Source organism: Mesobacillus maritimus (assembly GCF_019749255.1).
GTDB lineage: Bacteria > Bacillota > Bacilli > Bacillales > Cytobacillaceae > Mesobacillus_B > Mesobacillus_B maritimus_A.
Window position 1 is genome coordinate 1 of sequence record NZ_JACWFH010000019.1, and the last position, 26,275, is coordinate 26,275.

27 protein-coding genes and 1 pseudogene are annotated in these 26,275 nt (G+C 39.3%); 13 read left to right on the top strand and 15 right to left on the bottom strand.

Annotated elements, in window-relative coordinates; genetic code table 11:
- The first annotated feature begins 456 nt into the window (after positions 1-456).
- Positions 457-933, top strand: a complete 477-nt coding sequence (locus tag H0185_RS14715) for a glutathione peroxidase (protein WP_221874272.1) — start codon at positions 457-459, stop codon at positions 931-933.
- 141 nt (positions 934-1,074) lie between these two features.
- Here H0185_RS14715 and H0185_RS14720 read toward each other — a convergent pair whose 3' ends face one another.
- Positions 1,075-1,821, bottom strand: a complete 747-nt coding sequence (locus H0185_RS14720; protein ID WP_425515832.1) for an AAA family ATPase — start codon at positions 1,819-1,821, stop codon at positions 1,075-1,077.
- Positions 1,822-2,001: 180 nt separating this feature from the next.
- Here H0185_RS14720 and H0185_RS14725 point away from each other — a divergent pair, with 180 nt between their 5' ends.
- Positions 2,002-3,684 (top strand): hypothetical protein, encoded by a 1,683-nt coding sequence (locus H0185_RS14725; protein ID WP_221874274.1) that lies wholly within the window; start codon positions 2,002-2,004, stop codon positions 3,682-3,684.
- 134 nt (positions 3,685-3,818) lie between these two features.
- Complete coding sequence (locus tag H0185_RS14730) at positions 3,819-4,172, top strand: hypothetical protein (protein ID WP_221874275.1); 354 nt, start codon at positions 3,819-3,821, stop codon at positions 4,170-4,172.
- Between the two features lie 326 nt (positions 4,173-4,498).
- On the opposite strand, the gene H0185_RS14735 is transcribed toward H0185_RS14730, so the two are convergent.
- Together H0185_RS14735 and H0185_RS14740 are read right to left on the bottom strand one after the other, a co-directional pair.
- The gene (locus H0185_RS14735; RefSeq protein ID WP_221874276.1) at positions 4,499-5,887 is read right to left on the bottom strand and encodes a sensor domain-containing protein; all 1,389 of its coding nucleotides are present in this window, start codon (positions 5,885-5,887) and stop codon (positions 4,499-4,501) included.
- 186 nt (positions 5,888-6,073) lie between these two features.
- Positions 6,074-7,264, bottom strand: a complete 1,191-nt coding sequence (locus H0185_RS14740; protein ID WP_221874277.1) for a MalY/PatB family protein — start codon at positions 7,262-7,264, stop codon at positions 6,074-6,076.
- 217 nt (positions 7,265-7,481) lie between these two features.
- On the opposite strand from H0185_RS14740, the gene H0185_RS14745 reads away from it, so the two are divergent.
- The 3 genes from H0185_RS14745 (at position 7,482) to H0185_RS14755 (ending at position 9,962) form a co-directional block, all read left to right on the top strand.
- Positions 7,482-8,306, top strand: a complete 825-nt coding sequence (locus H0185_RS14745; protein ID WP_221874278.1) for an alpha/beta fold hydrolase — start codon at positions 7,482-7,484, stop codon at positions 8,304-8,306.
- Positions 8,307-8,309: 3 nt separating this feature from the next.
- Positions 8,310-9,521: a SpoIIE family protein phosphatase gene (locus H0185_RS14750; protein WP_221874279.1), complete on the top strand. Its 1,212-nt coding sequence runs from the start codon at positions 8,310-8,312 to the stop codon at positions 9,519-9,521.
- 354 nt (positions 9,522-9,875) lie between these two features.
- Positions 9,876-9,962 (top strand): YjcZ family sporulation protein, encoded by an 87-nt coding sequence (locus tag H0185_RS14755; RefSeq protein WP_221874385.1) that lies wholly within the window; start codon positions 9,876-9,878, stop codon positions 9,960-9,962.
- 91 nt (positions 9,963-10,053) lie between these two features.
- Here H0185_RS14755 and H0185_RS14760 read toward each other — a convergent pair whose 3' ends face one another.
- A complete protein-coding gene (locus tag H0185_RS14760; RefSeq protein ID WP_221874280.1) occupies positions 10,054-10,206 on the bottom strand; it encodes a YgdI/YgdR family lipoprotein in 153 nt (50 codons plus the stop codon).
- A gap of 448 nt (positions 10,207-10,654) precedes the next feature.
- On the opposite strand from H0185_RS14760, the gene H0185_RS14765 reads away from it, so the two are divergent.
- A complete protein-coding gene (locus H0185_RS14765; protein ID WP_221874281.1) occupies positions 10,655-11,947 on the top strand; it encodes a S1C family serine protease in 1,293 nt (430 codons plus the stop codon).
- A 55-nt stretch (positions 11,948-12,002) separates the two neighbouring features.
- On the opposite strand, the gene H0185_RS14770 is transcribed toward H0185_RS14765, so the two are convergent.
- The 4 genes from H0185_RS14770 to proC form a co-directional block, all read right to left on the bottom strand.
- The gene (locus H0185_RS14770) at positions 12,003-12,392 is read right to left on the bottom strand and encodes a VOC family protein (RefSeq protein WP_221874282.1); all 390 of its coding nucleotides are present in this window, start codon (positions 12,390-12,392) and stop codon (positions 12,003-12,005) included.
- Positions 12,393-12,510: 118 nt separating this feature from the next.
- On the bottom strand, positions 12,511-13,776 hold the full coding sequence (locus H0185_RS14775; protein WP_221874283.1) for a glutamate-5-semialdehyde dehydrogenase: 1,266 nt from the start codon (positions 13,774-13,776) through the stop codon (positions 12,511-12,513).
- A 60-nt stretch (positions 13,777-13,836) separates the two neighbouring features.
- On the bottom strand, positions 13,837-14,961 hold the full coding sequence (proB, locus tag H0185_RS14780; protein ID WP_221874284.1) for a glutamate 5-kinase: 1,125 nt from the start codon (positions 14,959-14,961) through the stop codon (positions 13,837-13,839).
- A gap of 39 nt (positions 14,962-15,000) precedes the next feature.
- A complete protein-coding gene (gene proC / locus H0185_RS14785) occupies positions 15,001-15,843 on the bottom strand; it encodes a pyrroline-5-carboxylate reductase (protein WP_221874285.1) in 843 nt (280 codons plus the stop codon).
- Positions 15,844-16,535: 692 nt separating this feature from the next.
- On the opposite strand from proC, the gene H0185_RS14790 reads away from it, so the two are divergent.
- Positions 16,536-16,730 (top strand): IDEAL domain-containing protein, encoded by a 195-nt coding sequence (locus tag H0185_RS14790; protein ID WP_221874286.1) that lies wholly within the window; start codon positions 16,536-16,538, stop codon positions 16,728-16,730.
- Between the two features lie 139 nt (positions 16,731-16,869).
- Here H0185_RS14790 and H0185_RS24490 read toward each other — a convergent pair whose 3' ends face one another.
- The 5 genes and pseudogenes from H0185_RS24490 to H0185_RS14810 form a co-directional block, all read right to left on the bottom strand.
- Positions 16,870-17,244, bottom strand: coding sequence for a hypothetical protein (locus tag H0185_RS24490; RefSeq protein ID WP_343223155.1), 375 nt, complete (start codon positions 17,242-17,244; stop codon positions 16,870-16,872).
- Between the two features lie 114 nt (positions 17,245-17,358).
- Positions 17,359-17,484, bottom strand: a pseudogene (locus H0185_RS24495) (GNAT family N-acetyltransferase); the annotation flags it as partial.
- Between the two features lie 386 nt (positions 17,485-17,870).
- Entirely contained in the window at positions 17,871-18,299 is a 429-nt protein-coding gene (locus H0185_RS14800) for a HEAT repeat domain-containing protein (RefSeq protein WP_246629215.1), read from the bottom strand.
- Positions 18,300-18,424: 125 nt separating this feature from the next.
- Complete coding sequence (locus H0185_RS14805; RefSeq protein WP_221874288.1) at positions 18,425-18,862, bottom strand: hypothetical protein; 438 nt, start codon at positions 18,860-18,862, stop codon at positions 18,425-18,427.
- Positions 18,863-19,047: 185 nt separating this feature from the next.
- Complete coding sequence (locus tag H0185_RS14810; RefSeq protein ID WP_221874289.1) at positions 19,048-19,617, bottom strand: DUF2179 domain-containing protein; 570 nt, start codon at positions 19,615-19,617, stop codon at positions 19,048-19,050.
- A 399-nt stretch (positions 19,618-20,016) separates the two neighbouring features.
- On the opposite strand from H0185_RS14810, the gene H0185_RS14815 reads away from it, so the two are divergent.
- Together H0185_RS14815 and H0185_RS14820 are read left to right on the top strand one after the other, a co-directional pair.
- Positions 20,017-20,307: a hypothetical protein gene (locus tag H0185_RS14815; protein WP_221874290.1), complete on the top strand. Its 291-nt coding sequence runs from the start codon at positions 20,017-20,019 to the stop codon at positions 20,305-20,307.
- Between the two features lie 232 nt (positions 20,308-20,539).
- Entirely contained in the window at positions 20,540-20,683 is a 144-nt protein-coding gene (locus H0185_RS14820) for a hypothetical protein (RefSeq protein ID WP_221874291.1), read from the top strand.
- A 78-nt stretch (positions 20,684-20,761) separates the two neighbouring features.
- Here the strand turns inward: H0185_RS14820 and H0185_RS14825 are convergent, their stop codons facing one another.
- Positions 20,762-21,676 carry a S66 peptidase family protein gene (locus H0185_RS14825; RefSeq protein ID WP_221874292.1) on the bottom strand — a complete coding sequence of 305 codons (915 nt, stop codon included), beginning with the start codon at positions 21,674-21,676 and terminating at the stop codon, positions 20,762-20,764.
- A 213-nt stretch (positions 21,677-21,889) separates the two neighbouring features.
- Here H0185_RS14825 and H0185_RS14830 point away from each other — a divergent pair, with 213 nt between their 5' ends.
- Entirely contained in the window at positions 21,890-22,759 is an 870-nt protein-coding gene (locus tag H0185_RS14830; protein ID WP_221874293.1) for a nitroreductase family protein, read from the top strand.
- A gap of 115 nt (positions 22,760-22,874) precedes the next feature.
- Here H0185_RS14830 and H0185_RS14835 read toward each other — a convergent pair whose 3' ends face one another.
- A complete protein-coding gene (locus tag H0185_RS14835) occupies positions 22,875-23,057 on the bottom strand; it encodes a hypothetical protein (protein WP_221874294.1) in 183 nt (60 codons plus the stop codon).
- 785 nt (positions 23,058-23,842) lie between these two features.
- Here H0185_RS14835 and H0185_RS14840 point away from each other — a divergent pair.
- Together H0185_RS14840 and nspC are read left to right on the top strand one after the other, a co-directional pair.
- On the top strand, positions 23,843-25,069 hold the full coding sequence (locus H0185_RS14840; RefSeq protein WP_221874295.1) for a saccharopine dehydrogenase family protein: 1,227 nt from the start codon (positions 23,843-23,845) through the stop codon (positions 25,067-25,069).
- 4 nt (positions 25,070-25,073) lie between these two features.
- Complete coding sequence (gene nspC, locus H0185_RS14845) at positions 25,074-26,201, top strand: carboxynorspermidine decarboxylase (RefSeq protein ID WP_221874296.1); 1,128 nt, start codon at positions 25,074-25,076, stop codon at positions 26,199-26,201.
- Positions 26,202-26,275: the final 74 nt, after the last annotated feature.

Here is a 26,275-nt window from a genome sequence, read left to right on the forward strand (position 1 = left end):
GTCCTGAGCCAGGATCAAACTCTCCAATAAAAGAGTATGAGTTAAGCTCATAGTAAAAACGTTGGCTCATATTTTTCTATATTAATAGAAGAAACATGATTTTATTGTTTGTTGACGCTTGTTTGTTTAGTTTTCAAAGAGCAATTTCTTTCATGTCGTTTTGGCGACAGGAATAATCATATAACATTCAGTTCATTTCGTCAACATTTTTTTAAAAGTTTTTTCGAAATGAATCATTTTTTTCAATGCACTACCGAAGCAGCTAAAACAGAATAACATGTTTTCTTTCCGGAAATCAATAGAAATATTTTACAAAGTGAATATTTTATTAGCTTCATAGAAATCTTCTCCTATGTTATAAACTTACTGGTTTAGATTTGAGTTTTCTTTTTAGATTGTGTAAAATTTAATTGCAAGCGATAAAAATAGATATTCAAACCCTAGGAGGATAGATTCATGCAAACCATTTACGATTTAAATGTGAAGCGTACCAACGGTGAAGAAATATCGTTAAAAGAATATGAAGGCAAACCACTTATTATTGTAAATACAGCTAGCAAATGTGGACTAACACCTCAATTCAAAGGACTCCAGGAGCTTTATGAAAAATACCACACTCAAGGGTTGGAGATATTAGGATTCCCTTGCGATCAGTTTAACAATCAAGAATTTGATAATATCGATGAAACAACCCAATTCTGCCAAGTGAACTATGGAGTATCCTTCCCTATCTTTGCAAAAGTTGACGTGAATGGTACAAATGCCGATCCCCTATTCACCTTCCTTAAGGAACAAAAGAGAGGCATACTATCCGGTAATATAAAATGGAACTTCACAAAGTTCCTTGTAGATCGAAACGGTCAGGTCATTGAGCGTTATGCCCCTACTACCGAACCAAATAAAATTGAAAAGGACTTAGAAAAACTTTTATAGGTTCAAAACGGGCAATAAAGACAATAAGTAAAAGGATATAAAAAAACAACATAAAAGGAAGATTCCTACAGAGGAATCTTCCTTTTATGTTGTAGGGATTTCCAGCCTTCGGAAAATCACTTTCTTTTGTGCTGGCCTATCCTACCCATTCAGCAAATGATGCATCATTCTCTCTTTATCATCGAAAAATTGCTTCATAATTTGATAGTGATTGGTTTCTTCTAGTTTTGTTTCTTTTAGTCCTTGTTCACTAAATTCATAGATGACGGCATCTGGGTAGGCCATGATAATGGGTGAATGTGTGGCAATAATGAACTGTGAATCCTCTTTTACTAAATCATGGATTCTTGTAAGCATCGACATTTGCCGCAAAGGGGAAAGTGCAGCCTCTGGTTCATCAAGGATATAGATTCCATTCCCCCGAAACCGATGGAGAAACGTTGAAAAGAATGCCTCTCCATGTGATTGCTCATGGAGGGAACGTCCACCGAAGGAATCGATGACACGAGGTCCCATCCCTTCTCGGTCGAGCTCTTCGATATTTGAAGCAACATTATAGAAACTCTCAGCTCGCAGGAAAAATCCATCTCTTGGTTTCTCAACTCCCTTTATTACTCTTAGAAATGAATCCAAACTAGAATGAGAATCATAGGTTGAGAAATTAAAATTAAACGAACCTCCTTCAGGATTAAATCCTAAAGCCACAGCTACAGCTTCTAATAAAGTTGATTTTCCCATGCCGTTTTCACCGATAAAGAACGTGACCTTTGGATGAAAAGTAAGTTCATCCAACTTCTTTAAACTAGGAAGGTTATAAGGAAACTGGTTAAACGAAGGGACTTCCTCTCTTTTCATTTTTACTCTTCTTACATATTGTCCATTTAACATTTCCATTTCATTTTACCTCGTTTTATTCTTATCGTAACACGAATACTTAGCATCGGCATTGCACACATTATCCGATGTCCATTTCTTATTTCAATTATTTTCACCCATTCCATTTTTCACCTGAAACTTTTCCCCTTCATGATACGTAAATAATAGAAACTACTCTTGAAAGGAGATCACATGACTAATATATTCTTATTTTCATTGATAATCGGACTCGCATCTTCACTCATCCTCATCCCCTTTTCGCGGTCAAAGAAAGCGAAAGAAAAAGAGGATACGCAGTCTAGCATAGGAAGGTTTATTACAGTACCTATTCTTTTCATTGTAATTGTCTTTATCTTTTACTATTTAACAAACCTTGACCGAAATCCTTCCTCTCTATGGATTCTGGCTATCTTCATAACGGCAGCTGGAGCTATATTTTCTTCAGGGAAAGAGCGGATGGTTAAAACGCTGCTTTGTCTGGTCAGTGTTCTTGTAAGCATTTATATCTTGGCTGCTCCCCTCTTTAACGCTAATGAAAAATATGAGGTTGCGAGCATGGAGGAAAAAACAGAAATCGAAGTGTTTGATGAAACAAAGACTCCCGCTAGTGTTCCACCAAAGTTTGCACGCAATAAAATGAAAAAGGCATTTGGCCAAGTCCCAAATACCAGTTATTATGAGCTAGGCAATTTACAAATACAAAAGGTGAACGGTGAGTACGTCTATATCGCACCAGTAGAGTTTTCAGGCTTTTTCAAATGGTGGAACGGAGATCATACCCCTGGTTATTTTACTATTAGTGCCACGGATTCCTCCGATAACCCAAAATTTATCAAGTCAGAAATGGTCTACACTCCTTCTTCTTATTTTAACCAAAGTCTTGAACGCCATATCCGAATGCAATATCCAAATCTTATTTTCTATGGAGAACCGCAATTGGAGATTGATGATGAGGGAGCACCTTATTATATTCGTACCTATGGTGACTTTATTTCTGCTCGTAACGGGTTTGAAGTCGAGGGCATTGTCATGGTAGAACCAAAATCGGGAAAAACCGAAATGGTGGCATTAGCTGATGTTCCAGAATTTATTGATGGAGCTGTCTCCCCTGAAACAGTGAGTTTGCATAATAGTTACTTTGGTAACTATATACACGGCTTTTGGAACAGCAAATTTGGAAAATCTGACGTGAAACTCCCTTCAGATGAAGGAACAGAGGCGAATGTCAGTCCGATTTTTGATGAGAATGGAGACATGTATTATTTCACCGATTTTACTAGCCCTAAAGAAGGCGTCGATTCTATGCTTGGATATTCTTTAACGAATTCCAGGACAGGTAACGCTACGTACTATACTGGAAATTTAGAGGCATCTTATATGGATTCCCAGGGTGCGTTGCAAATTATTGAAAAGAAATTCATTGAGAAGAAATGGAAAGGAGAAATGCCCATTCTCTATAATTTCTACGGTGAGGCTAGCTGGTTAACACCGGTATTAGATGCAAATGGGTTTCTCCAAAACTACTTTATCGTGTCGGCAGCCAACCCAGAAATTTCAGTTTACGGAAACACCCCAAACGAAGCCTTAAGGCAATATAAAACAGCGCTACAACGTGGTGGCGGTTCAGTGGATGGCAATTCGAAAGCAGAAGAGAAACAAACGAGTGGGATTGTGGTCAGAGTCTATAAAGAGAAAGCGGAGCAATTTACGTTGATTTCCTTCCTTTTAGATAACGGTCAAAGTTATATTATCTCTTCTGAAAACACACCAGAGGCCATTTACTTACAACCAGATGATGAGGTCGAGGTCATCTACAACGATACTGGTGAAGAATTTATGCCTGCTAAGGAGATTGTGATCAAAGGGCTTCACTAACATGCATCTAGAGGCTGTTCAGGTTGAACAGCCTCTTTTTAATGGTATAGAACCAAGTTTGATCCATTTCGTTTAATCCCTCCATTTTTGGGGATTATGCTTAATATCTAGATAATGAGGAGAAGTGATGATAGATGAGTAAAAATAAATACAAAGACAAGGCTCTTTCGGCTGTAAACAAAATTAAAGCGAATGTGAAAGAGACTTATTACCACATGAAGGATATTCCTTCCATAACAGTCCAAGAACTTGCTGAAAAGATCAAAACACACCCGAACACCCATACAACTAAGAAAAAGTTGCTTGGGATTAGCTTCACTTTTTATCGATTAAAAACCGATGATGAATATTTTTATATGGAAGCTAATAATGCGCGAATTTTACAACTAGATGGTTATGTAGGTGAAAAACAATTTGTCTCTTATCGTTCTTATCGTGATTCGTATGAGTTAAATACTCCGATTAAATTGCCAGCACCCATTAAGTAAATGAGTATTAGTATGGGAAAAAGAACTTATAATAGCTAAATTACGAGAAATATAAAGACCGACTCAATTTAAGTCGGTCTTGTTTCTTGTTTCTACTTGATCTATTTAAACTGTGGAGCTATTCGGACTCGTTCTTCTTATTCTCAGCCTCTTCTGTCCGAACAGAACACTTATTCGGACTCATTCTTCCTTTTCTATGCTTGTTCTGTCCGAACTGCATACCTATTCGGACTCAACCTTCTTTTTCTCTGCCTCTTCTGTCCGAACCGTACGCTTATTCGGACTCAATCTTCTTTTTCTATGCTTGTTCTGTCCGAACTACACCCCTATTCGGACTCGATCTCTTTTTCAGTCCAGCGCTTCATTGCCTGATGTGTTAAGGTGTGCGTGAAAAACCTGTACCCATTTCTTCCTTGTTCCTTTGTATCGTACATGGCAAGGTCTGCATTTTTGATTAAGGTATTTAAGTCTTTCCCGTCCTTCGGATAAAGACTTATGCCAATGCTAGCTGAAATCGTAAACTTCTGACCGAAAATTTCAAACGAATCCCTCAGGACTTTCGTAATCTCTTCACAAAGCTTAAATATTTCTTCTTCATTAGCCAATCTCGGAACTAGTAGAATGAACTCATCTCCACCAAACCGTGCTAGGAAGGTCTCTCTTTTTCCAGCGGCAAGTTGTAAGCGTGCCGCTACTTCCTTCAATAATAAATCCCCGGCATCATGACCCAAAGAATCATTGATGACTTTAAAGCGATCCAGATCAAGAAGAATCAAACCCAAATCAACTGTATTTGTTTCGGTGTTTTCTAGGTAATCCTGAAGATAGGTTTGAATATACCAACGATTAGGTAAATTGGTTAAAGCATCATGGTAGGCCATGTGCTTTATTTGGGCTTCAGCCCGTTTTTTATCTGAAATATCACGACAGATCGCTAAATACATTTGTTTCTTCCCAATCTTGATTAACCTGATATTTACGTCTACTGGGAATTGGTGGTTCCCTCTCCCGATCATCGTATCCTCGAAATTTATTAGGTCGTTTTCTATCTCATCTAGTTTTATAAAACGATTGAATACCTTATCTATCTTCATCTGCAACAATTCTGATTTTGCATAGTGTAAACTTTCGCTTGCAGTAGGGTTCACTTCAATAATTGTTCCATCTTTACTAATTAAAAAAATACAATCTGCTGCTTGCTCAATGACGCTTCTGAATTTTTCCTCACTCTCTCGTAACAACTCCTCGGTTTTCACTCGATCGGTAATGTCCAACCCAAAACCTAGAAGAAAGTCGTCACCCGACTCATCGATGTGGATGATGGTTTTACCTGTATACATATGGTGATTTTCTCCCTTAAAGCTGGCGAGAAGCTCATTAGTTATTAATTGGCGCTGCTTCCAAACCTCAAGATCAAAATTACGGTTAGTCTGAGCGATTGGTTGAGAAAAGAGGTCAAATACCGTTTTCCCATATAAATCTTCAAGATTACGACCATTCATTTGACATGCCTGCTTATTGGCAAATATGGTCTGCCCTTCCCGATTTTCAAGATATATATTTATAGGTAAAGCATCCAGAACATTACGATACAAGGACTCGTTTACCTGAATTTGTTTAGCGAGCTCTTTATTTTTTCGTTCCAATTCAGTGATTTGTGCGTACAAATGCTCAATTTCTTTAGCCTGCTTATCAGTAGGATTGGTCACAGCCACCCTCCTTCCCCCTCATGATGGCTCTATAATTACATTATACAGGTTGAAAAGCGTGTTTTGTTTTTAAAATAAGAAAAGTTCTTGAAGATGTGATAGAGGGATGCTCATTAGGTTCGGGCGAACTAGATTTCTGTTCGCCCAAACTTAATTGAACAATAATGGGGGTGAAGCTGGAAAATATCTGCCTTATTTTACGTCCGCAAACTCTTTGGCTATTCTTTCGAATGCTTCTTTTATGATCGGGCGCGGGGATGGGAGACAGATTCTTTGGTATTGTAATCCTTCTTCGCCAAACATTTTCCCATCTTCTAACAACACATTGGCTTTGTTGTAAATACGGTCATGGACTTCTTCTGGTGTGAGATTATATCGACTAAAATCCATCCACATAACATACGTACCTTCAGGGATGGTTACTTTTACATTTGGCATGTTTTCTGCCAAGAAGTTGACCACCCATTCCATGGTTCCATCGAGGTATTCTTTTAACTGCTCTAACCAATCCTCTCCCTCACGATATGCAGCGATAAGTGCAGATACCGTAAACGGAGATGGCAAATGCATGCCCATAGCTTTGCTAAATGTTTTTCTTACCTCTGGGTTTGTAATGATGACATTTGTACAATGGAGACCAGCAACGTTAAAGGTTTTATTGATTGCCGTACATGTGACAATATGATCAAGCTGATTGGCTACTTTCGCAATTGGAGTAAACGTTTGATTCTGTCTGATTAAATCCCCGTGGATCTCATCCGCAACAATGATCACCCCGTTTTCTGCACAAATATCAGATAGACGCTTAAGCTCTTCTTCTTTAAAAATTCTCCCTACTGGATTATGAGGGTTACATAAAATAAACATCGTGGTATTTTCTTCTTTTGCTTTTGCTTCAAAATCTTCAAAATCAATGGTGTAATAGCCATTTTCATCTGCCTTCAAAGCATTATTTCGTACAATTCTTCCGTTCCCTTCAACGGCAGAGGTAAACGGTGGATAAACGGGTCTCTGAATGATAATCCCGTCCCCTGGTTTGGTTAAAGCTCTCACAGCGACATTCACAGCGTGTACGGTTCCAGGACTATAAACGATTTCTTCTTTTTTGATGTCCCGATCATGTCTCTTTTTAAACCAATGCTGAATGGCTTCAAAGTACTCAGGAGGGAAAATTGAGTAGCCAAAGATTTTGTGGTCAACGGTTTTATGCAACGCATCTAATAAGGGTTGGGGAACCGGCAAATCCATATCCGCCGTAAATAACGGGATGGTTTCTTCATCATACCTCTCCGTTAACCCAACTTGTTTTAAAAACTCACCGCCATCCCACTTCATTGAGTATGTATTTCTTCGATTGACGACTTCATCAAAATTGTATTTCATCTAAACCCTCTCCTTTTTGTATTAGGATATGAATAGAGCTACCAAATTATTGACCTTCCTCTACCCTTAGTTTCAAATACTACGCATCAAATGTCCATCAATGTGCTCTCCTTTGGGAACGCTTTAAACAAAGTCATACGTTATTTGCCAACTAAATGGTATGATAGTTACTAACATATACATAGTGTTAAATAACCACTTTAGTAAGGAGCTTATTATGGAACAGAACATTTTATCTCGAAATAATGTGAAGGTGATTGGCACCGGAGACCGGACCATTTTGTTTGCACCTGGTTTCGGCTGCGATCAAACTGTATGGAACATCGTTGCAAAAGCCTTTGAGGATGAATATCGCATTATTTTATTTGACTATGTTGGAACTGGAAATTCAGATTTACAAGCCTACGATGTGAACAAATATAGTACGCTAGAAGGCTATGCCCAGGATGTTTTAGACGTTTGCTCCGCATTGGATCTAGAGGATACTATTTTCATAGGGCATTCGGTTGCTGGAATGATTGGTATGCTTGCATCCCTCCGCGAACCACAATATTTTTCAGATTTAATTATGCTTGCACCATCCCCTCGCTACCTGAATGATCCGCCTGAATACTACGGTGGATTTGAAAAAGAGCAGCTATTAGGTTTACTTGAGATGATGGAGAAAAATTATATTGGTTGGGCAACAATGTTTGCGGATACCTTGTTAAACAATCCCAATCACCCTGAGGTGAAAAGTGACCTTGAGGATCGATTTTGTTCAACGGACCCAATCATTGCCCGTCAATTTGCAGAGGCTACTTTTTTCTCAGATAATCGAAAAGATTTGAAGAATGTTACGGTCCCTACTTTAATCTTGCAGTGTTCCGAAGATATCGTAGCACCAGAGACTGTTGGCTTGTATTTGCAGCAACACCTTCCGAACAGCACTTATAAAAAAATGAACGCGATTGGACATTGTCCACATATGAGTGACCCTGAAGAAACCATCCACCTCCTTCGTGATTATTTGAAGAATGTAACGCCAAGTAGGCGATTCTAACTAATGGATGAACAATTAAATAGAGCACCGTGTGGTTTTCTATCCTTAACAGAAGATGGCAGGATCGTAACCATCAATGAGACTTTACTAGAAATGCTCCATTATCCTCCTGAGCAATTGCAAGGGAAACATATTCAATCCATCCTTACTGTTCCTGCTCAAATGTTTTATCAGTTATATTTTGTCCCACTTATTAAAATGAAACAAAAAGTGGAAGAAATGTATATATCGTTAAAAACAAATAGTGGGGAAGAGATTCCTGTGATGGTGAATGCCCTTCTGAGAAAAAGAGGCGGAGAACGATACTCAGACTGTGTTTTGTTTCCAATCCACAATCGAAGTGAATATGAAAATGAACTACTCATTGCAAAAAAAGAAGCTGAAGCAGCTTTATTGGCCAAACATAAGGCCAATAAAGAATTAGAGAATACGTTAGAGGAATTAAAGGAACAACAGAAAAAACTAATGGATCTGAATGAACAAAATCAGAAGTTTAAAATAGAAACGAAAAAGGAACTAGAGCTTGCTAGAAAAATTCAAAAAACGTCCTTAACAGATCCTATCGAGACCAAACATATCCAAATTCAATCTTTCCATAAAGCGTCTAGAGAATTATCAGGAGATATATATGGTTTTTATCAAATTGACCAACATCGATATGGAATCATTCTTCTAGATGTCATGGGACACGGGATTTCCTCCGCCCTTATCACGATGTCTTTGCATTCATTGTTCCAAAGACTCATTTCTTATGGGGTGAATACGGACATTGTGATGAAAGAGTTAGACCAACATCTTCATACATTGTTTCAGAATAACGAGGAAGCTAGGCATTACTGTACGGCAATTTATCTTTTAATTGATACAAAGAAACAAAAAATTGAATATATCAATGCTGGGCATCCTCCTGCGTTTTGGTTAGATAAGAATGGGGAGCAGCATGAATTATTTTCTAAAAGTGTTCCAATCGGCATGTTCGAAGGAATTGAATATAAAACCAATACAGTTAACTATTCAAAGGGAGATCGCCTTCTACTTTATACAGATGGCGTCACCGATTTGATTGGTCCAAATCAATTAAGCAAGCTGTTTATGAAAAACAGAGAATCTTCGCTGTCATCATTAAAAGAAAGAATCATTGCGTCTTTAGAACAACAAAAAAGTGAAAAACAGCGCAGCGATGATCAATGTTTAATTTTAATTGAACTAAAATAGCCAAAGAGTTCAGCTCAGATGCTGGGCTCTTTGGCTATGTACTGACACCTAGCGTTTCAAAAATATATGACGATGTACTATTTATTTTTATCTTAGAGTTTGTCTGTGCACATCGTTAGTTTAGTTTACATAATAATATTATAGAAATCTACCCTTTGACATTTTCAATAGGAAAGTTTATATCGAGGAAAGAAATGCGAACACAGTTGTCCAAGAAGGTACGAGCCTAAGAAATATTTTTAAAACAAAGGGAACAACAAGAAAAATCCGCAAAACTCTTAATATGCCTGTCCTGTCAACTCCCTTCCCATCTGAATAAGGTATAAAGAATACATTAAAAGGAGGGACTTGCAAATGTCAGGAAATGGCGGAAACAATAGCGGATTTGTGTTGATTGTTGTCTTGTTCATTCTACTCATCATCGTAGGAGCTAGTTTCTAGCTTTTATGCCCAAAGAAACAACGAAAGGCTGTCCAAATAGGGCAGCCTTCGTTGTTTTTTTTTGAAAAAGGAAAGGAATCGCCCCTACCCCTTATTCATCATCAATTTCACCATCGCCAATTTCATCTTCTTCTTCAATTTCTTCGATCTGTTCTCCTTCTTCTGGTGGTGCTTCGTTGTCCCCACACCCGCCTAATGTGAATAAGGAAATAGCTAATAAAAACATAAATAATAACCTTTTCATGTTGTGACCTCCTTTTTAAAGGTAACTTTCCCGAAACTATTTGTAATTATGTTTTTTCTAATTAAAGATCATAAAACTTAATTGGCATTTCGGACCGCTCTTACTTCTATCCATATTAGGGCACGGTGGAGCCTCCCTTGTGACCTTTTTTCAGTTTGACATCCTCATTCGGGCACTGTGAATCCTCCTCCGTTACCTTTACTCACTTCACACTCCTCATTCGGGAAGGGTTGATTCTCTTGCGACACTTTTTTTCTCTCCCCCACCCCCATTCGGCACGCTGATAAATTTTCCCGCGCGACCATTTTTACTTCAAGTCCCTCATTTGGGCACGATGAACATTCTTTTCAAAAATCTTTCCATAACATGTCGCAATTTGTTAATAGTTTGTTCATAATTTCTCGCTAAGATAAAAGCATAGTAAAGGATACCCAAGGAGGAACAAGCCATGAGCGATTTATATAAACCTTTCGATGAACAGATAAACCCTACTCCAAATGAGGAACCCATTAAACCAAACCCTTATGAAAAACCGGTTGAACCATTGAAGAAGCAAAAGAAGACTGGTGGGATGAAAAGCTTTCTGTCCATGGTGACAGCTGGCGTAATGGGTTCAGCCTTAACGTTAGGAGCCGTTACTTATACAGATGTGTTTGATTTCTTAAAAACTGAACCTCAGCCTAACGCCGCAACCTCAACAGAGTCATTATCACAAAGTGAATTAACAACAAGCGTTGTTCCCACATCCAATTCAAGTAACCCTACAGCTTCGTTAGCGGATGTAGTTGAGGATGCATCAAAAGCAATTGTTGGGATTGTCAATTACCAGAATCAAAGCAACCCTTTTTCCGGGGCACAAGGAACGGTACAAAGCGGTTCAGGTTCTGGGGTCATTTTTAATGTGCAAGATGATGATGCCTATATTGTGACAAACAACCATGTGATTGAAGGTGCATCAGAGGTAGAAGTCTCCCTTTATGATGGCGAAAAAGCGAAAGCAGAAGTCGTAGGGGCTGATGCCTTAACCGATTTAGCCGTTCTTAAAATCGATGAAAAGTATGCAACGCATACACTTAAATTTGGAGATTCCTCTGGGTTGAGACCTGGTGATCAAGTCATGGCGATTGGAAATCCGCTTGGTCTTGATTTATCTCGTACTGTTACTCAAGGAATTGTCAGCGCCATCGACCGCAATATTGCCGTCGATACGTCCGCCGGAAAATGGGAGCTTTCGGTTATTCAAACCGATGCCGCTATTAATCCGGGAAACAGCGGAGGCGCTTTAATCAATACAAGCGGTCATGTAATTGGAATCAATAGTTTAAAAATCTCTGACAGTGGTGTTGAAGGATTGGGATTTGCGATTCCAAGTAATGATGTCGTTCCAATTATCAATGAGCTGATTGAACATGGAAAAATTGAACGTCCGTATCTTGGCGTCAGCCTGGCAGATTTACAAGAGGTTCCGAGTATGTATCTGCAATCCCTTCCTGAAAGTGTGAAAGGCGGGACAATCGTCGCTCAGGTTGAACCTAATAGCGCTGCCGCAAATGCTGGGTTAAAGCAAATGGATGTAATTGTATCGATTGATGGTGAGGAGATTACGAACTCAAGTGATTTAAGAAAATATATGTACACTAATTTAAACGCGAAAGATAAAGCCACCTTAAAAATCTATCGCGAAGGGCAAGCCATCGAAGTGGAGGTCAACCTAGCCAACTCAACGTCGCCTATTAATTAAAGGCAAAAACTATAAAAAAACAGAGAAGCCCCCTAGAATAGGAGGCTTTTCTGTTTTATAAATCTTTTTGGTCCACATTGAGTTCAATTAAATTCCCATCGGGGTCCGCACAAAAGATTTGGGCGAATCCGCTTTTTCCGTCTGGTTTTTCGAGGACTTCAATTTGATTTTGTTTTAACCAGTTTAATGCTTCATAGTAGTTCTCCACTCTTAAGGCAAAGTGACCTTCTCTAGTGTGGAGACTTTTATCCTGGCGAATCGTTTGTGCTGAAGGTTCGACGATTAAATGAAGTTGCTGCCCTTCTATTCCATACCAGGCTCCAGGAAAATCAAAATCTGGGCGAGATAGTTCTTTTAACCCTAAAACTTTTCCATAGAACTCTTTGGATTTTTCCAAATCTGTGACCGTGAGGCTGACATGATGGAGGCTCTTATATGTAATCAAAATCTTCACTTCTTTCATTTCATTGTTTTTTTGATGATACCATTGAATTCGTTTTTTGTCTTTTCTTTGCTAGAAAAAGAGCGATTGCTCATGTTGAACAATCGCTCTTTTTTCCTGCCTATCTTACCTGCCCGTTCCCGGACATTAAGTACTTTCTCGTTGTTAAGGCTGGCAACCCCATTGGCCCTCTTGCGTGAAGCTTTTGGGTGGAGATTCCAATTTCTGCTCCGAATCCCAGCGCCCCGCCATCGGTAAACCTGGTTGAAGCATTATGATAAAGTGCAGCCGCATCCACTAGCTGCATAAACTTTTTAGCTGTGTCAGTGTTTTCAGTAATAATTGCTTCAGAGTGCTTTGTTCCATAAAGATCGATATGTTCAATCGCTTCCTCTAAACTGCTCACTGTTTTTACCGCAAGGTCCAGGCTTAAGTATTCATTTGCCCAATCCTTTTCGGTAGCCTGTTGAACGTCAGGAAGTTCAGCTCTGGCTAGCTCGTCACCATGAACGGTGATTCCATGTTTCTTACATGCTTCTGCCAACAGGTCCTTGTGTTCCTTTAGCCAGTTTTGATGAACAATCAATGTCTCCGCCGCATTGCACACTGCCGGACGGTCTGTCTTTGCGTTGATTAGAATATTGATGGCCTTTTCTGCGTCTGCTTCTTGATCCACATAAATATGACAATTCCCAACACCTGTCTCTAGAACTGGTACAGTCGCATTTTCCACCACTGCCTTGATTAGCGATGCTCCACCTCTAGGGATTAGCACATCAATATGGTCTTTCATGGTGAACAATTGCTGCGTTGCTTCTCTGTCCAAACTATCAATAAACTGGACGGCATCTCTCGGAATGGCTGTGTTTTCTAGCGCCTGATGAATGATTTTAACAATCGCTCGATTTGAGTTGAGTGCAGAAGAGCCGCCTTTTAGCACAATCGCATTTCCTGATTTTAACGCAAGCCCAGCCGCATCAGCGGTCACATTCGGACGTGCTTCATAAATCATCCCAATGACACCAAGAGGGACGCGAACTTCTTCCACCTTCAGGCCATTTTCTAAAGTCCAGCCTGACATCACATCGCCAATCGGATCTGGGAGCTCTGCAACTTGGCGAAGCCCCTCAGCAAAATCAAAAATCCGGTCTTTATTAAGAGAAAGGCGATCCATAAACGCCTGTTCAAACCCTTTTTCTTCACCCTTTTGTAAATCAACTAAGTTTGCAGCAATAATAGATTGGTAATCTGCTTCTAATGCATCCGCTACCGTCCGCAGTGCTTGGTTTTTTTCCTCCGTTGTAAGGATTCCTAAAACTTTTGCAGCCTTTTTTGCCTTTTTCGCTTGTTCTTCTACGGTTATGGTTTGTATAACTGATTCAGTCATTCTATCCCTCCAAAATATATGGTAAATTCATAGTCACATAGCTCTGTTGTGCTTATCTCTTTACCCAATGGCTGGCAACTGGAAATCAAGTGCGCAGACAAAGGTCTCGTGAGCAATCGCAGGTACAGGATCTTGTTCCCCATCCGAAGTAGTTTCTCTCAGTTGTTCATGTGAATAATTAATACGACCAAGGCCTAAATCTGTCCCTGCCTCATCGAGAATTCGAACGACGGCACCACCATGAAATTCCCCGATAAAATCCTGAATATCCGATCGATACAGGTCCTCATGCTTTTCGATAATGGCATTTTTTCCGTGAGTACTAATGGTGACTTTTCCTTCAGGACCAGAGTGAAACGCAATCCATTGTTGCTTATCATCTAGGTTTAAGGCATCAGGTTCTTGTTCAAAATAAGTCCCTCTTGCAGTTCCATTTACAGCATCCATCAAGATGTGTTCACAACCTGCTTTTCCTAAAAAGGAATCAATTCCTGCAGCCATCGCAATTTTCACGGCTTCAATTTTTGATTTCATGCCACCAGTTCCAACTGCACTCCCTGAATCGCCGGCTGCTTCTTCAATTTCGGGTGTGATACAATGGACATTTTCTAGTAGCTTCGCATCAGGGTTGTCATGCGGGTTGCTATCATAAAGGCCATCAATATCTGATAAAATAATTAAGAAATCTGCATCGATTAGACCAGCAACCTTCGCCGCAAGTGTATCATTGTCCCCAAATTTCAAACGGTCAACAGTGACCGTATCATTTTCATTGATAATCGGAATAATTCCACGATCTAATAACACATTCATCGTGTTTTTTACATTTTCAAATCGAGTTTCATCTGAGAAGTCACTTCTCGTGATTAAAATTTGCGAAGCAACATATCCGTGAGATAAAAAGAGTTCTGAATAAGATTCCATCAAAAGCCCCTGGCCTATGGACGCTGCTGCTTGCTTTTCAGGAAGTGACGTTGGTCGCTCCAGGCAACCAAGCTTCCGATACCCTGCCGCTACTGCACCAGAAGAAACAACCGCTGTTTCATAGCCTGCATCCTTTAGCTGTACAATTTGCTCTGCCAAATTCTCAAGCTTTCTCCGGCTAATCTCTCCGTGCATACTTGTTAATGAGCTGCTTCCTATCTTAATAACAACTCTTTTTATCTGTTTATCACCGTTTAACATCTAATACCTCCTGTGTACATATGCAGCCTAAAATAGTCGTTAAGGAGTGACAATCGTCCCTTCAAGCTCCTTGCTGATTTCCTTTGATCGGTTGGCCGCATGGAGAACGGCCTGTGCAATGGCTTCGCCACCATTATATTTGATTAAAGCTTCAACTCCTGAAGCAGTCGTACCATTTGGAGAAGTGACTTTCTCTCTTAGCGAAGCTGGAGCTTCGCCTTGTTCAAGAACCATTTTGGCTGCGCCATACATCGTTTGCGCAATAATCTGTCTGACCTTCGCTTCTTCCCATCCATTTTCAGCTCCAACGCGCTCCATATTTTCCATTAGATAATAGAAGTACGCTGGACCACTTCCGGCTAAACCTGTAAAAACATCCATCTGGTCTTCTTCGATGATAAAAACCTTCCCCATGCACTCGAGCAATTCCGTGACCAATTTCACATGCCCCATCGTGACCGTCTCACCCGCAACAACAGCAGTCGCGGACTCTTGAATCATACTGGATGTATTCGGCATCACACGGACAACCTGTTGATCTTTATTTAAGTGATCTTGCATAAATTGTGTGGTAATCCCAGCAAGTACGGAAAGAATTACTTGGTCGGGCCTTATTTTATCCTTAATAGAAAGAAGGGCCTCTTCCGCCCCTTTCGGCTTCATCGCTAGGATGAACAAGTCGACTTTTTCAAAAGGGAGTTCACTTTGAGTTAATGCGTTCACACCGTATTTTGACTGAAGCTCTAATAGTCTGTTGGCATTGCTCTTGTTCGTGACATAAATTTGGTTTGCTGGCATTTTCTCAGCGGTGATGACTCCTGAAATCATCGACTCAGCCATCGAACCCGCTCCTAAAAAAGCGATTGTTTTATTTTCTAACATTCATATCCTCCTAGAAAATGGTTCATTCTGTTCGTATAATCGTTCGTATTTTTCCAACGTTATCTATCGTAACATGCTGAGTTTCATATTCAAGAGGATACAAGAAAGTGAGCAGGATAAAGGCGAGATAGTCAATGAAATGGTCTAAATAGGTACCTAAGCATCCTCTCACGCCTTCTCAAGCTAGATAATCCTTGATGAAGGCGATATTTGCCTGTTTCACAATTAGGATTTTTTAAATCCCCTGCTTTTCTAGACAATATGTGACAGGTTCCTGTTTTTTGCCAGCCAAATATAGGAAATGAGGTAGGGTAGAGGGGGAGAGCTTGTCTACCTGGAAGGTCGGCAGGATTCCAATACGTGAGAATTCCTCACCAGAAACACCTTTCTACCCATTTTTCGTATAAGCCCTCAAATTACCATGGTAGGACTCCTTACACTTTTGTAGGAAACACTTCAACTATCACGTATGATGACCTTAACACGTTAAATCTCTATAGAAAGGGGAATGCATCATGTAAACCTCAACACAGTCAGACTTCCATGATTTATGAGTTGCAGCCTTTCAATCAACAGTGAAAACAAGGGTAGAAAACGTACATTTTTTCTTTTTTTATCATTTATAAACATAAATAGTTTGAATATTATAACAACTTAAAGTATAATAGAAAAAAGGTTAAGGAGTGATTTTAATGGATAAGAAATTGCTGAATTCACCAAAATCGGAAGTAAATGTGATAGATTCATTAATGGCTGAAATGGTGTTAGACCAGGCTCTTCTTACGTTTCGCAAAAAGAAAATCCAACAAAAAATCGATCAATCCTTACTAGACAAAAACAAGAGTGAATTTTTAAGATTAACCGAAGAACTGAAGAAAGTGATGTAAACGTACCAGACTCTGTTTTTTTATTAAGTGAAATTCTTGAATAACAAACTGATGAACATAGTTTTAGCAAATAAAAACCATGTGAAAAGGCTCTGTTCCCCCCAGAGCCTTTTTATATGGTTTTGTTTTCTCGTAAAAATCAATCTAAATGTTCCTTTAATTTCTTGATAACAGAGTGCACCGTCAACCGATGAAAGGTAACTAGTTTCCCTTTAAAAACAACGGAAAAGATCCCATAAGGAGTTGGAGATTGCTCCATTAATTCTTCTTTGCTTTTGAAATCAATGACTTTGACCTCTAGACCCAAGGTGTTTGCACCCTCAATAATGTTTTGTGTCGCCACTTCAACGTATGGACATTGAAAGGATCTTAGAATCGTAAGCTTCTTGAATTGATTTGCTCTTTCTTCCCAGTTTTTAGGAAAGACAGGTTGTGCGGTGCTAGTTTCAAAAGGATGAACGAGCAACTCAAAACCATAGGGTGCAGTATCCATCAATGTAAAATTATTTTTCAAAAAAATATCCTTACTTGGTGTCCAAGAGGTTTCAGGGTTGGTTACGACGACGACTCCTTGCTTCGATCGCTTTCTTGCATCTTGAAGGCATAAGTTAATCAGCTTCGTCCCGTATCCCTTTCCCGTTTCACTTACCCATAAACAATGGATGACCAAATAATCTTTAGCGTGAACAACTCTCGAGGAATATTCAGCATCCGTATATTCAATGAACCCTACTTGCTTCTTATTTTCAATGATTTGAAGATATTTTAATCCTTCTTCAAATCTATCATTTAGCCACTTATTTTTTGTTTATGTACCCATCTGATTTCTTTTTACTTCTTAGACAAAAACTCCCCATTCCTTCTAGGATTTGTGTATCTAGCTCTACTATTTGAAAATCTGCCAAAACAACCCCTCCCCTTTTTTTCTACTTTACTATTTCTAGTACTTGTAAGAATTTCCCTTTATTCTGTTTCTCCTATTCTTTGTTCTACTTCAAAACGAGCGGTTTTTGGGGCATGATGTGAACGTTTCCTTGAGACTATACTGCCCTGTACGCCCAAGGAGTCTTAACACCAAACAACACTCTTTATAAAGACAGAAGAAGCAAGGATTCTTGATCCTTGCTTCTTCTTAATTCCTTATTTATTTAGTTCTGCCCATGTTTGTTCTAACCACTTATCAAAGTCGGTTCCTTTGTTTCCCTCGTATGTATCATATACATCTAACCGCATTTTTTTAAGCTTTTCTTTGAATTCCTCGTATGAATGGCCTTCTGGGAGACTTTTCTTGATCCTAAGTAATATTTTATTTACACCCTTCACAGGCTCGCCTTTTTTCCTAGCCGGTGCTTCTACATGTTCACCAAACTTTTTAAGCGTACGGTGAGCTGCATCCTGCACTTTGACAACCGGATCATGATTCATGACGTTGGTGAGGACATCTATTACTTTTGCATGCTTATATTGTCCTAACTCATCAATCGCATCCAATCGCTCACGCCAATTTGACGATCGGTTCACACTTTTCTTCAGCTCTTCATAGTTCTCTGGTAATTCATTTTTCCTCAAAATATTCAAGCTCCTTCTCTAACCAATTTACTTATATTCTTTTGATTCATTTATAGCCTGTCCAAGTAGACTTCCTTTTCTGTATGTTTGGAAGTCCCTAGCATTGTTTTCTGAACTTCTTCGAGCTATTCCATCGGTTTATAATCTTCCATGATGATGGAAAGCAATCCCTTACTTGCGGCAGCCATTAGGTGGTCTTTAGAAACGGAGCGTTTTTCTTCTTTTCGAGACGGTGTGTTGTTCCTATACACATACTTTCTCCGGAGGATTCCTTTTTTCTGATTATAGAAAAGGACAAACCGTTTCAAGTTCGCTTTCACATCCGTATTCTTCCATGTGATATAAAAAACCTTTTCTTTCTCCCACTCTTCAACCGTAATCATTGAATACAGCAAATTTAACTGCAGGATGTTGAAATCATTATTAAACACTTTAACATCCCGTTCGATGGTTACTTTTGGTTCGTTAATCGTCGGAAGATCTTCATCTGGAACACCAAATTCCTTAAGCTTTTCAATCAGTTCATTATACGTAGTGATGTAAACCCTCTCCTCTACAGACAATCATCTCTGTCACTTTATTTAGTGTACCTCATTTTTAGAGTTTTCCCTTATTCAACCATTAACATGACCCCAAATTTCCTTGGTCGAAGTGGGACATTGTACCTGTCCCTCTGTCCCAACTTATGCTGGATTGATAATAAAAAGAAGTGTCCATTCGGACTTGTCGTCCTTTAGGACACTTCCTTCTATAGAGGCGTCGGGGCTTTGCCTGCTGCTTCGTTTTTTTGCTTATTTTTTCTATTTTTCTTCATGGCCTTTGTGATGTATCCACCTTTAAAGCTACGTGGTTCATAGGACACGATAAAGGCACTTGGTTCATAGGTACTAACAATCTTGATAAATTCCTGTTCACGGTCACGTCTTGCGGTACAATCTAGACGAAATCGACGAGCATGATTCATTCCTTCTACTTCTGCGGTCGAAACACTGAAGCCTTCGTAACGCAAATGTTTTGCCAAGTCGTCATTCTTGTTCATGATATTCACTTCAATCGTAACAAAGCCAATTGCTAGCTTTTGCTCGATCATTTGACCTATATATAAACCTACACCGAAACCAATCGCATAGGCAGCCATATTTAAATAATTGGATAAATCGCTAAAAACAATTCCAAGTGCCACTACATAAATGACACCTTCAAGCATTCCAAGAGCGGCAGCTTTTTCTTTCATTCCTTTAACCATGGTGATTGTTCTTAATGTTAAAACAGGAACATAAATAAGTTGGGCAACAAAAATAATTAGTGCTTGAAGCATTCTCCCACCTTCTTCCTAAAAAGTTCAACTTAAGTAGTGTAACAGGATTCATTCACTGAGGCTAGTGTTTCTCTTAGATTTTTGACCATTTTCTAATGTAAGGGGATTAAAGAACCATCTCATGGCTTGCCCGCGAGCTTCTATGACCATTCCCTTTGCTTTATGCTTATAAACATGAAAATAATTTAAACAATATTTCTCCAGCATCCCACAGCAAACTCCCAGATTCGATAACAGAATTTATCCAAATATCAAGATATACCCAGATTTACCTCAATTCCCTATGAAAATTGACGGTAAAAAGTCTCCCCGCTGACAAAGGAATTCACATACTTATCCTGAATTATCTACGCATAGGGTAATATCCCCAGCATCTTTTCGGAAAGGTAGTGATGAAGCATGTTATTTCTTAAGCTACAGCGAAAGGTCCCAGCTCGATCCAACAAATCCGAAGGTGATGAAGTGAAGGAGGTCATTCAATTAGTCCTCCACCGTGTAAAAGTGATGACGATGTTTCAAACAATGGAGAAAGTGAAAGGGGCAGCTGAAAAACTGGCGAACCTCACCAACTCCGCTAAACAGGGACGAAGCTTTGCTCGTTTAATCCGAATCCCAACCGAGGAAATGAAAAGAAGAGTCGGGGTATACTCCCCTGCGGCATTACAATTTATAGGTCCAGGTGATCGTTAAAGAAATAAAGATAAAGGAAGGAGGAGATAGGCATATAAACGTACCCTAATGAACTCATACAATTTAATAATAGATAGATAAACCCTCATGCAGCGCTTGCTGCAGAAATGACGCTTCCTCATTGGGAGCGTTTTTATTTGGAATCGGAAAAAGCCTCTAAGTCATGAATAGGAATACCTTGTCGTAAGTGCCATCGTTTCTGCATATAAATCCTCATAAGGAGGGGATTCATGTGTTAGGGTTATGGCTAACATTAATAGGTGCTATGAGCATTTTCTTTGCAATGCTTTACTTCTTCTTTATGTTTATTAGAGGCGCTGTCAATTCAGAAGATTCGAGTAGGGTTGATAAATTACCAGAAAAGGACTCATCTTAAAGGAAAACGATGCGAAATCGCATCGTTTTTTAGTTATCTATTGGTTATTCCTTTTTCGTCATTCTCTACATTTCCCTCTCATTTCGTAAATTTGATGCTCTTAGAATTTGTGTCTATGGTACATGTTACACCGAATGGAATCGTCGACATCGGGAAACAATGCCCCGATTGGATATTATACATGACCGGTTTTTTGTAATCTGATAGCAAATCTTTTAGCAGTTCAATCACCGTATAATGTATATCCTCTTTATTGTCACACTCTGCAAAGTCTCCAACGATTATTCCTGCAGCATCTTCTAATTTATTCGAATATTTGAGCTGATGCATCATGCGGTCCAATCTTCTTACACTTTCACCAATGTCTTCAATGAAGAGTATTTTCCCTTTTGTATCCATCTCATAAGGCGTTCCAATCATTGAAGTGAGCAACGTCAAGTTCCCCCCGACAATGGTCCCTTCAGCATACCCTTCCACCATCACTTGAAAATCCTCGCCCTCTGGATTTTCAAGGAGGAGCTCCTCTTCCATCGTTAAGGCTGCTTCAAAGCTTCGTTTTGTAAAATCATCGAAATCATAGAGCATATTCGATTTCACCATCGGTCCATGGAACGTGACAAGATCACACTTCTGATTAAAATTCACATGGAGATTTGTGACATCACTGTAGCCTACAAAGATCTTAGGATGGTTGCGAATCAACTCATAGTCTAGCTTATCGACGATATGAGCACTTGTATCTCCACCTCGGATACACCAGATGGCTTTGATTTCGGGGTCGGCAAACATTTGATGGAGATCATCGGCTTTTTCTTGCCCTGTTCCCGCTGAATATCCATGAATCGAACGATAAGCTGTTTTCCCCATTTTTACTTTATAGCCCATGTTTTCAACAAGCTTTCTACATAAATCCGCTTCTTCTTTGGTTACTGGAGAGGATGGTGCGATAATTGCAACATTATCTCCTTTTGATAGTTGGTTTGGAAACTTCATGGTTCACCTCACAAATAATAAAAACATCGCTTACTTTTCTACCAATGCGCCCTCTCCTAACCATATAACGGGATAGGGAGGAAGATGACTGGAATTAAATAAACAGAAGGGAACAATTTTTACCCAAAACAGTAACATTCTAGGTAAATGGTGTTTCGGGAGAAGTAGTATAATTATTATGAGAGAAAAATACGTTTCTTTAGGAGTGTAACCATGAGTGCGAACCCTTCACTTATTGATATAATGCGTGGTCGACAGTCTATTCGGACATATAGGACAGAATCTCTTTCAGAATCAGACATGAATAAAATCAACACGTATCTAAACGAAAATCAGAATTTTGTTGGGCCCTTTGGTGGAACTGGCCGAGTTCATTTTGTCCTCGTAAACCACAATGTTACCGATAAAGGAATTAAACTTGGGACATATGGTTTTATTAAAAATCCAAGAGCTTATTTGGTGGGGACCGCTATCAATGAAAAAATTGCCCTGGTTGAGTATGCGTATATCTTCCACCGAGCTACTTTATTCCTAACACAGCTAGGGATTGGGACATGTTGGATGGGAGGTACTTTCAATCGCACTTCCTTTGAAGATGAAATTCAGTTAAACCGCGATGAATTTATTCCATGTATTACACCACTTGGGTATCCAAAACAAAAACAACGGGTATTTGACAAAGCGTTGCGCTTTGCCGTCAAAGCAGACAATAAAAAACGCTGGGAACAGCTTTTTTATGATTCTACTTTTCTAACACCTTTAATCAAGGAGAATGCGGGACAATTGGAAATCCCCATTGAAATGGTCAGGCTAGGGCCATCTGCCTCAAATAAACAGCCGTGGAGACTTGTTCTTTCAGAAGACCGGCAACTATGCCATTTTTATATTCAACATACCCCTAATTATAGTTCAAGCTTAGGCTATGATATGCAGCTACTAGATATGGGGATTGCGATGTGCCAGTTTGAATCAGCTTGCAGAGAACTGCAAATATCGGGAAACTGGCAAATTGACGACCCTCATCTCGAATCAGGAAATGAACAAATCGAATATATTGTAAGTTGGAAGCGTGAGAATAAATGAACGAAAAAAAGACAGGCTTACCGGTGAATAGGTATGCCTGTCTTTTATATATAGAGCCTGTATTACTATTCAGCTATTTGTAAAAAGGGACTATTCAACATGCTCGTGATTCTGTTTACTGAAAAGGACCTATGTTACTTCCGCCAAAATCTTTCCGTGTTTGTGCATCTACTTCTGCCATTTTATCAAGTTGTTTATCTGTACTGCCTTCGGGTGGAACCATTCCTGACTTTTTTTCAAAATAAACGGCAATGGCACCGATTAATACAACTGGAGCAAGGATGATTAACCAAAGCATTGAACAACACCTTCCATTTCCACTATTTGTTAATTTTATTATACCATTGATTCTATCGGGGAAAACTTTCTTCGCCCTGCCTAATCAGAAAAATATAATTTGTTCGAATAGAACTTCAGATCAGCACTATATATCTATGAAGGAACCTTTTTCACTCATGAGAAAAACTGTAAAAAACTTAAAATTTTTTTCTATTTCCTCTTGCTATTTTTATTTTGTGTTGTTACATTATAGAAAGCGTTAATTGGAAAGCTAATATTCAATGTATTGGGGTCTTTCCAGCAGATAATTTTGACCACTTTTTTATATAAAGTTAAGGCCATACGGACAGCCGGGTCAAATGCCGATTGGCAACTTAGTTTGCCTTATTGATTGAGTTAAAAGCTCAAATTTTATAAGTTGGTTACTTTACAACCAGTGCGCATGCACACAACTTGTGAAACGGTCAATAAGAGTACTTAGTAATTATTTGCTATATAGACTCTGAGTCCTATTATGATATAGATTGAATATTAAAAAGCTTCCTTCTAAGCATGTCCTTATGCTCTTTTTAGGGACGGTTACATATTTGCATTGTAAGGATAACTATGCCTTTTTAATATTGATTATATCTAAAGCAAGTGTTGTGCGCGATTATGCGTTTTGCACATGCTTTTTTTTGTTGTTTAAAAACTGATTGAGTGGGTATGGCAAAAGACAGTTAACCTAGTAGACTTCCCTACTAGGTGTCAGGAAGCTTGAGCTCTTTTTAGTTGCAAAAATCTATTATGTTAGGGGTTTTTATTATGGGAAAAGCGCTTATTATCGGTTGTGGAGGAGTGGCATCTGTTGCCATCCACAAATGTGTTCAAAACAGTGAGGTCTTCGAAGAAATTTGTATCGCAAGCCGTACAAAATCGAAATGTGATGATCTTAAAGCGAAACTAGATGGTGGAAAAACAAAAATTACAACTGCACAAGTTGATGCAAATAATGTAGATGAGCTTATCGCGCTTATTGAAGAAGTAAAACCTGATATCGTTATGAACCTGGCATTGCCATACCAAGATCTAACAATCATGGATGCTTGTCTAGCAACAAAGACACATTATATGGATACAGCAAACTATGAGCCAGAAGATACTGCAAAGTTCGAATACAAATGGCAGTGGGAGTATAAAGAGCGCTTTGAAAAAGCTGGAATTACTGCTCTTTTAGGTAGCGGTTTTGACCCAGGCGTAACAGGTGTATTCTCTGCTCACGCATTAAAGCATCATTTCGATGAAATTGAATATATCGATATTCTTGACTGTAACGCTGGCGACCATGGCTACCCATTCGCTACAAACTTCAACCCTGAAATCAATATCCGTGAAGTATCAGCAAACGGAAGATACTGGGAAAACGGTGAGTGGATTGAGACTGAGCCAATGGAGATCAAACGCGTCTACAACTTCCCTGAAGTTGGCGAAAAAGACATGTACTTGTTGTACCATGAGGAACTTGAATCTCTTGCGAAAAACGTACCAGGTCTTAAGCGTATCCGTTTCTTCATGACATTTGGCCAAAGCTACCTTACTCACTTAAAAGCACTTGAAAATGTTGGCATGACTTCCATCGAGCCAATTGAATTTGAAGGAAAGCAAATCATTCCACTTCAGTTCTTGAAAGCTGTCTTACCTGACCCAGCTTCACTTGGACCACGCACAGTTGGAAAAACCAATATCGGTTGTATTTTCCAAGGGAAAAAGGATGGAAAAGATAAAACTTATTACGTATACAATGTTTGTGACCACCAAGCTTGCTATGCAGAAGTTGGTTCTCAAGCGGTATCTTACACAACAGGCGTTCCTGCAATGATTGGTGCAATGATGATCATGACTGGAAAATGGAATAAGCCAGGCGTATTCAATATTGAAGAATTTGATCCAGATCCATTCATGGAAGCATTAAACAAATGGGGCCTTCCATGGCAAGAAGATCTGAACCCAACTCTTGTTGACGATCCTAAGAAAGTAAAAGAGTACGTATAAGAAGATGAAGTTTGAAGAATTGCCAACCCCTTGTTATGTAGTCGACGAGGCGCTTGTAGAAAAGAATCTTAACATCCTAAAGGGTGTCATGGACCGCACAGGTTGTAAGATTGTTTTAGCACAAAAAGCCTTCTCAATGACTACCATGTATCCACTTATTGCAGAGTACTTAACGGGCACGACTGCAAGCGGGCTTTTCGAAGCCCGCCTTGGTTACGAGGAAATGGGAAAAGAAAATCACGTCTTCTCCCCTGCTTATCGCGAGGATGAAATTGACGAAATCATCTCCATTTGTGACCATATTATCTTTAACTCTTTCTCCCAATTGGAGAAATTTAAACAAAAAGCGTTGGATGCAGGCCGAAGTGTCGGTTTGCGTATTAATCCTGAATGCTCAACACAAGTTGGCCATGATATTTATGATCCCTGCACAACAGGTTCCCGATTTGGGGTAACAAAAGAGCATTTTCGTCCTGATAGGCTAGACGGTGTGGATGGACTTCATTTCCACACATTATGTCAGCAAAACTCAGACGATTTGGAAACCACGCTAAACGCTATCGAAGAAAAGTTCGGTGAATGGTTACCGCAAATGAAATGGATTAATTTCGGTGGCGGTCATCATATTACGAGAGAAGATTATGATCTCTCTAAACTCGAAGCTTGTATTAAAAGAATGCAAGACAAATATGGTTTAGAGGTTTACCTTGAGCCAGGTGAAGCAGTTGCCTTAGATGCAGGGTACTTAGTGACAACGGTCCTTGATACGATTGAAAATGGAATGGAAATTGCCATTCTTGATACTTCTGCATCTTGTCATATGCCAGATGTATTGGAAATGCCCTATCGTCCTCCCCTCTTCGGTTCTGGAGAAGTTGGCGAAAAGCCATTTATGTATCGACTTGGTGGTCAAACCTGTTTAACAGGCGATGTAATTGGTGATTACTCCTTTGATCAACCATTAAAAAGCGGCGACCGCTTAGTATTTGGTGATATGGCAATTTACTCTATGGTGAAAAACACCACATTTAACGGCATGCCTTTACCGGCCATCGCCGTTAAAAAGACAGATGGAGATTGTCAGGTTGTCCGCCAATTTGGCTACCAAGATTTTAAAGTAAGATTGGCTTAAGCTTTTTATATCAAGCTATATATATATAGGAAGATTTAAAACCAGATTCGCTCTTGAATCTGGTTTTTTATATG

What these genes read in the sequence shown, in the direction of transcription:
- H0185_RS14715 (WP_221874272.1), top strand. Translation starts at nt 457, where the DNA reads ATGCAAACCATTTACGATTTAAATGTGAAGCGTACCAACGGTGAAGAA.
- H0185_RS14720 (WP_425515832.1), bottom strand. Translation starts at nt 1,821, where the DNA reads ATGTTAAATGGACAATATGTAAGAAGAGTAAAAATGAAAAGAGAGGAA.
- H0185_RS14725 (WP_221874274.1), top strand. Translation starts at nt 2,002, where the DNA reads ATGACTAATATATTCTTATTTTCATTGATAATCGGACTCGCATCTTCA.
- H0185_RS14730 (WP_221874275.1), top strand. Translation starts at nt 3,819, where the DNA reads ATGAGTAAAAATAAATACAAAGACAAGGCTCTTTCGGCTGTAAACAAA.
- H0185_RS14740 (WP_221874277.1), bottom strand. Translation starts at nt 7,264, where the DNA reads ATGAAATACAATTTTGATGAAGTCGTCAATCGAAGAAATACATACTCA.
- H0185_RS14745 (WP_221874278.1), top strand. Translation starts at nt 7,482, where the DNA reads ATGGAACAGAACATTTTATCTCGAAATAATGTGAAGGTGATTGGCACC.
- H0185_RS14750 (WP_221874279.1), top strand. Translation starts at nt 8,310, where the DNA reads ATGGATGAACAATTAAATAGAGCACCGTGTGGTTTTCTATCCTTAACA.
- H0185_RS14755 (WP_221874385.1), top strand. Translation starts at nt 9,876, where the DNA reads ATGTCAGGAAATGGCGGAAACAATAGCGGATTTGTGTTGATTGTTGTC.
- H0185_RS14760 (WP_221874280.1), bottom strand. Translation starts at nt 10,206, where the DNA reads ATGAAAAGGTTATTATTTATGTTTTTATTAGCTATTTCCTTATTCACA.
- H0185_RS14765 (WP_221874281.1), top strand. Translation starts at nt 10,655, where the DNA reads ATGAGCGATTTATATAAACCTTTCGATGAACAGATAAACCCTACTCCA.
- H0185_RS14775 (WP_221874283.1), bottom strand. Translation starts at nt 13,776, where the DNA reads ATGACTGAATCAGTTATACAAACCATAACCGTAGAAGAACAAGCGAAA.
- proB (WP_221874284.1), bottom strand. Translation starts at nt 14,961, where the DNA reads ATGTTAAACGGTGATAAACAGATAAAAAGAGTTGTTATTAAGATAGGA.
- proC (WP_221874285.1), bottom strand. Translation starts at nt 15,843, where the DNA reads ATGTTAGAAAATAAAACAATCGCTTTTTTAGGAGCGGGTTCGATGGCT.
- H0185_RS14790 (WP_221874286.1), top strand. Translation starts at nt 16,536, where the DNA reads ATGGATAAGAAATTGCTGAATTCACCAAAATCGGAAGTAAATGTGATA.
- H0185_RS14810 (WP_221874289.1), bottom strand. Translation starts at nt 19,617, where the DNA reads ATGCTTCAAGCACTAATTATTTTTGTTGCCCAACTTATTTATGTTCCT.
- H0185_RS14815 (WP_221874290.1), top strand. Translation starts at nt 20,017, where the DNA reads ATGTTATTTCTTAAGCTACAGCGAAAGGTCCCAGCTCGATCCAACAAA.
- H0185_RS14825 (WP_221874292.1), bottom strand. Translation starts at nt 21,676, where the DNA reads ATGAAGTTTCCAAACCAACTATCAAAAGGAGATAATGTTGCAATTATC.
- H0185_RS14830 (WP_221874293.1), top strand. Translation starts at nt 21,890, where the DNA reads ATGAGTGCGAACCCTTCACTTATTGATATAATGCGTGGTCGACAGTCT.
- H0185_RS14835 (WP_221874294.1), bottom strand. Translation starts at nt 23,057, where the DNA reads ATGCTTTGGTTAATCATCCTTGCTCCAGTTGTATTAATCGGTGCCATT.
- H0185_RS14840 (WP_221874295.1), top strand. Translation starts at nt 23,843, where the DNA reads ATGGGAAAAGCGCTTATTATCGGTTGTGGAGGAGTGGCATCTGTTGCC.
- nspC (WP_221874296.1), top strand. Translation starts at nt 25,074, where the DNA reads ATGAAGTTTGAAGAATTGCCAACCCCTTGTTATGTAGTCGACGAGGCG.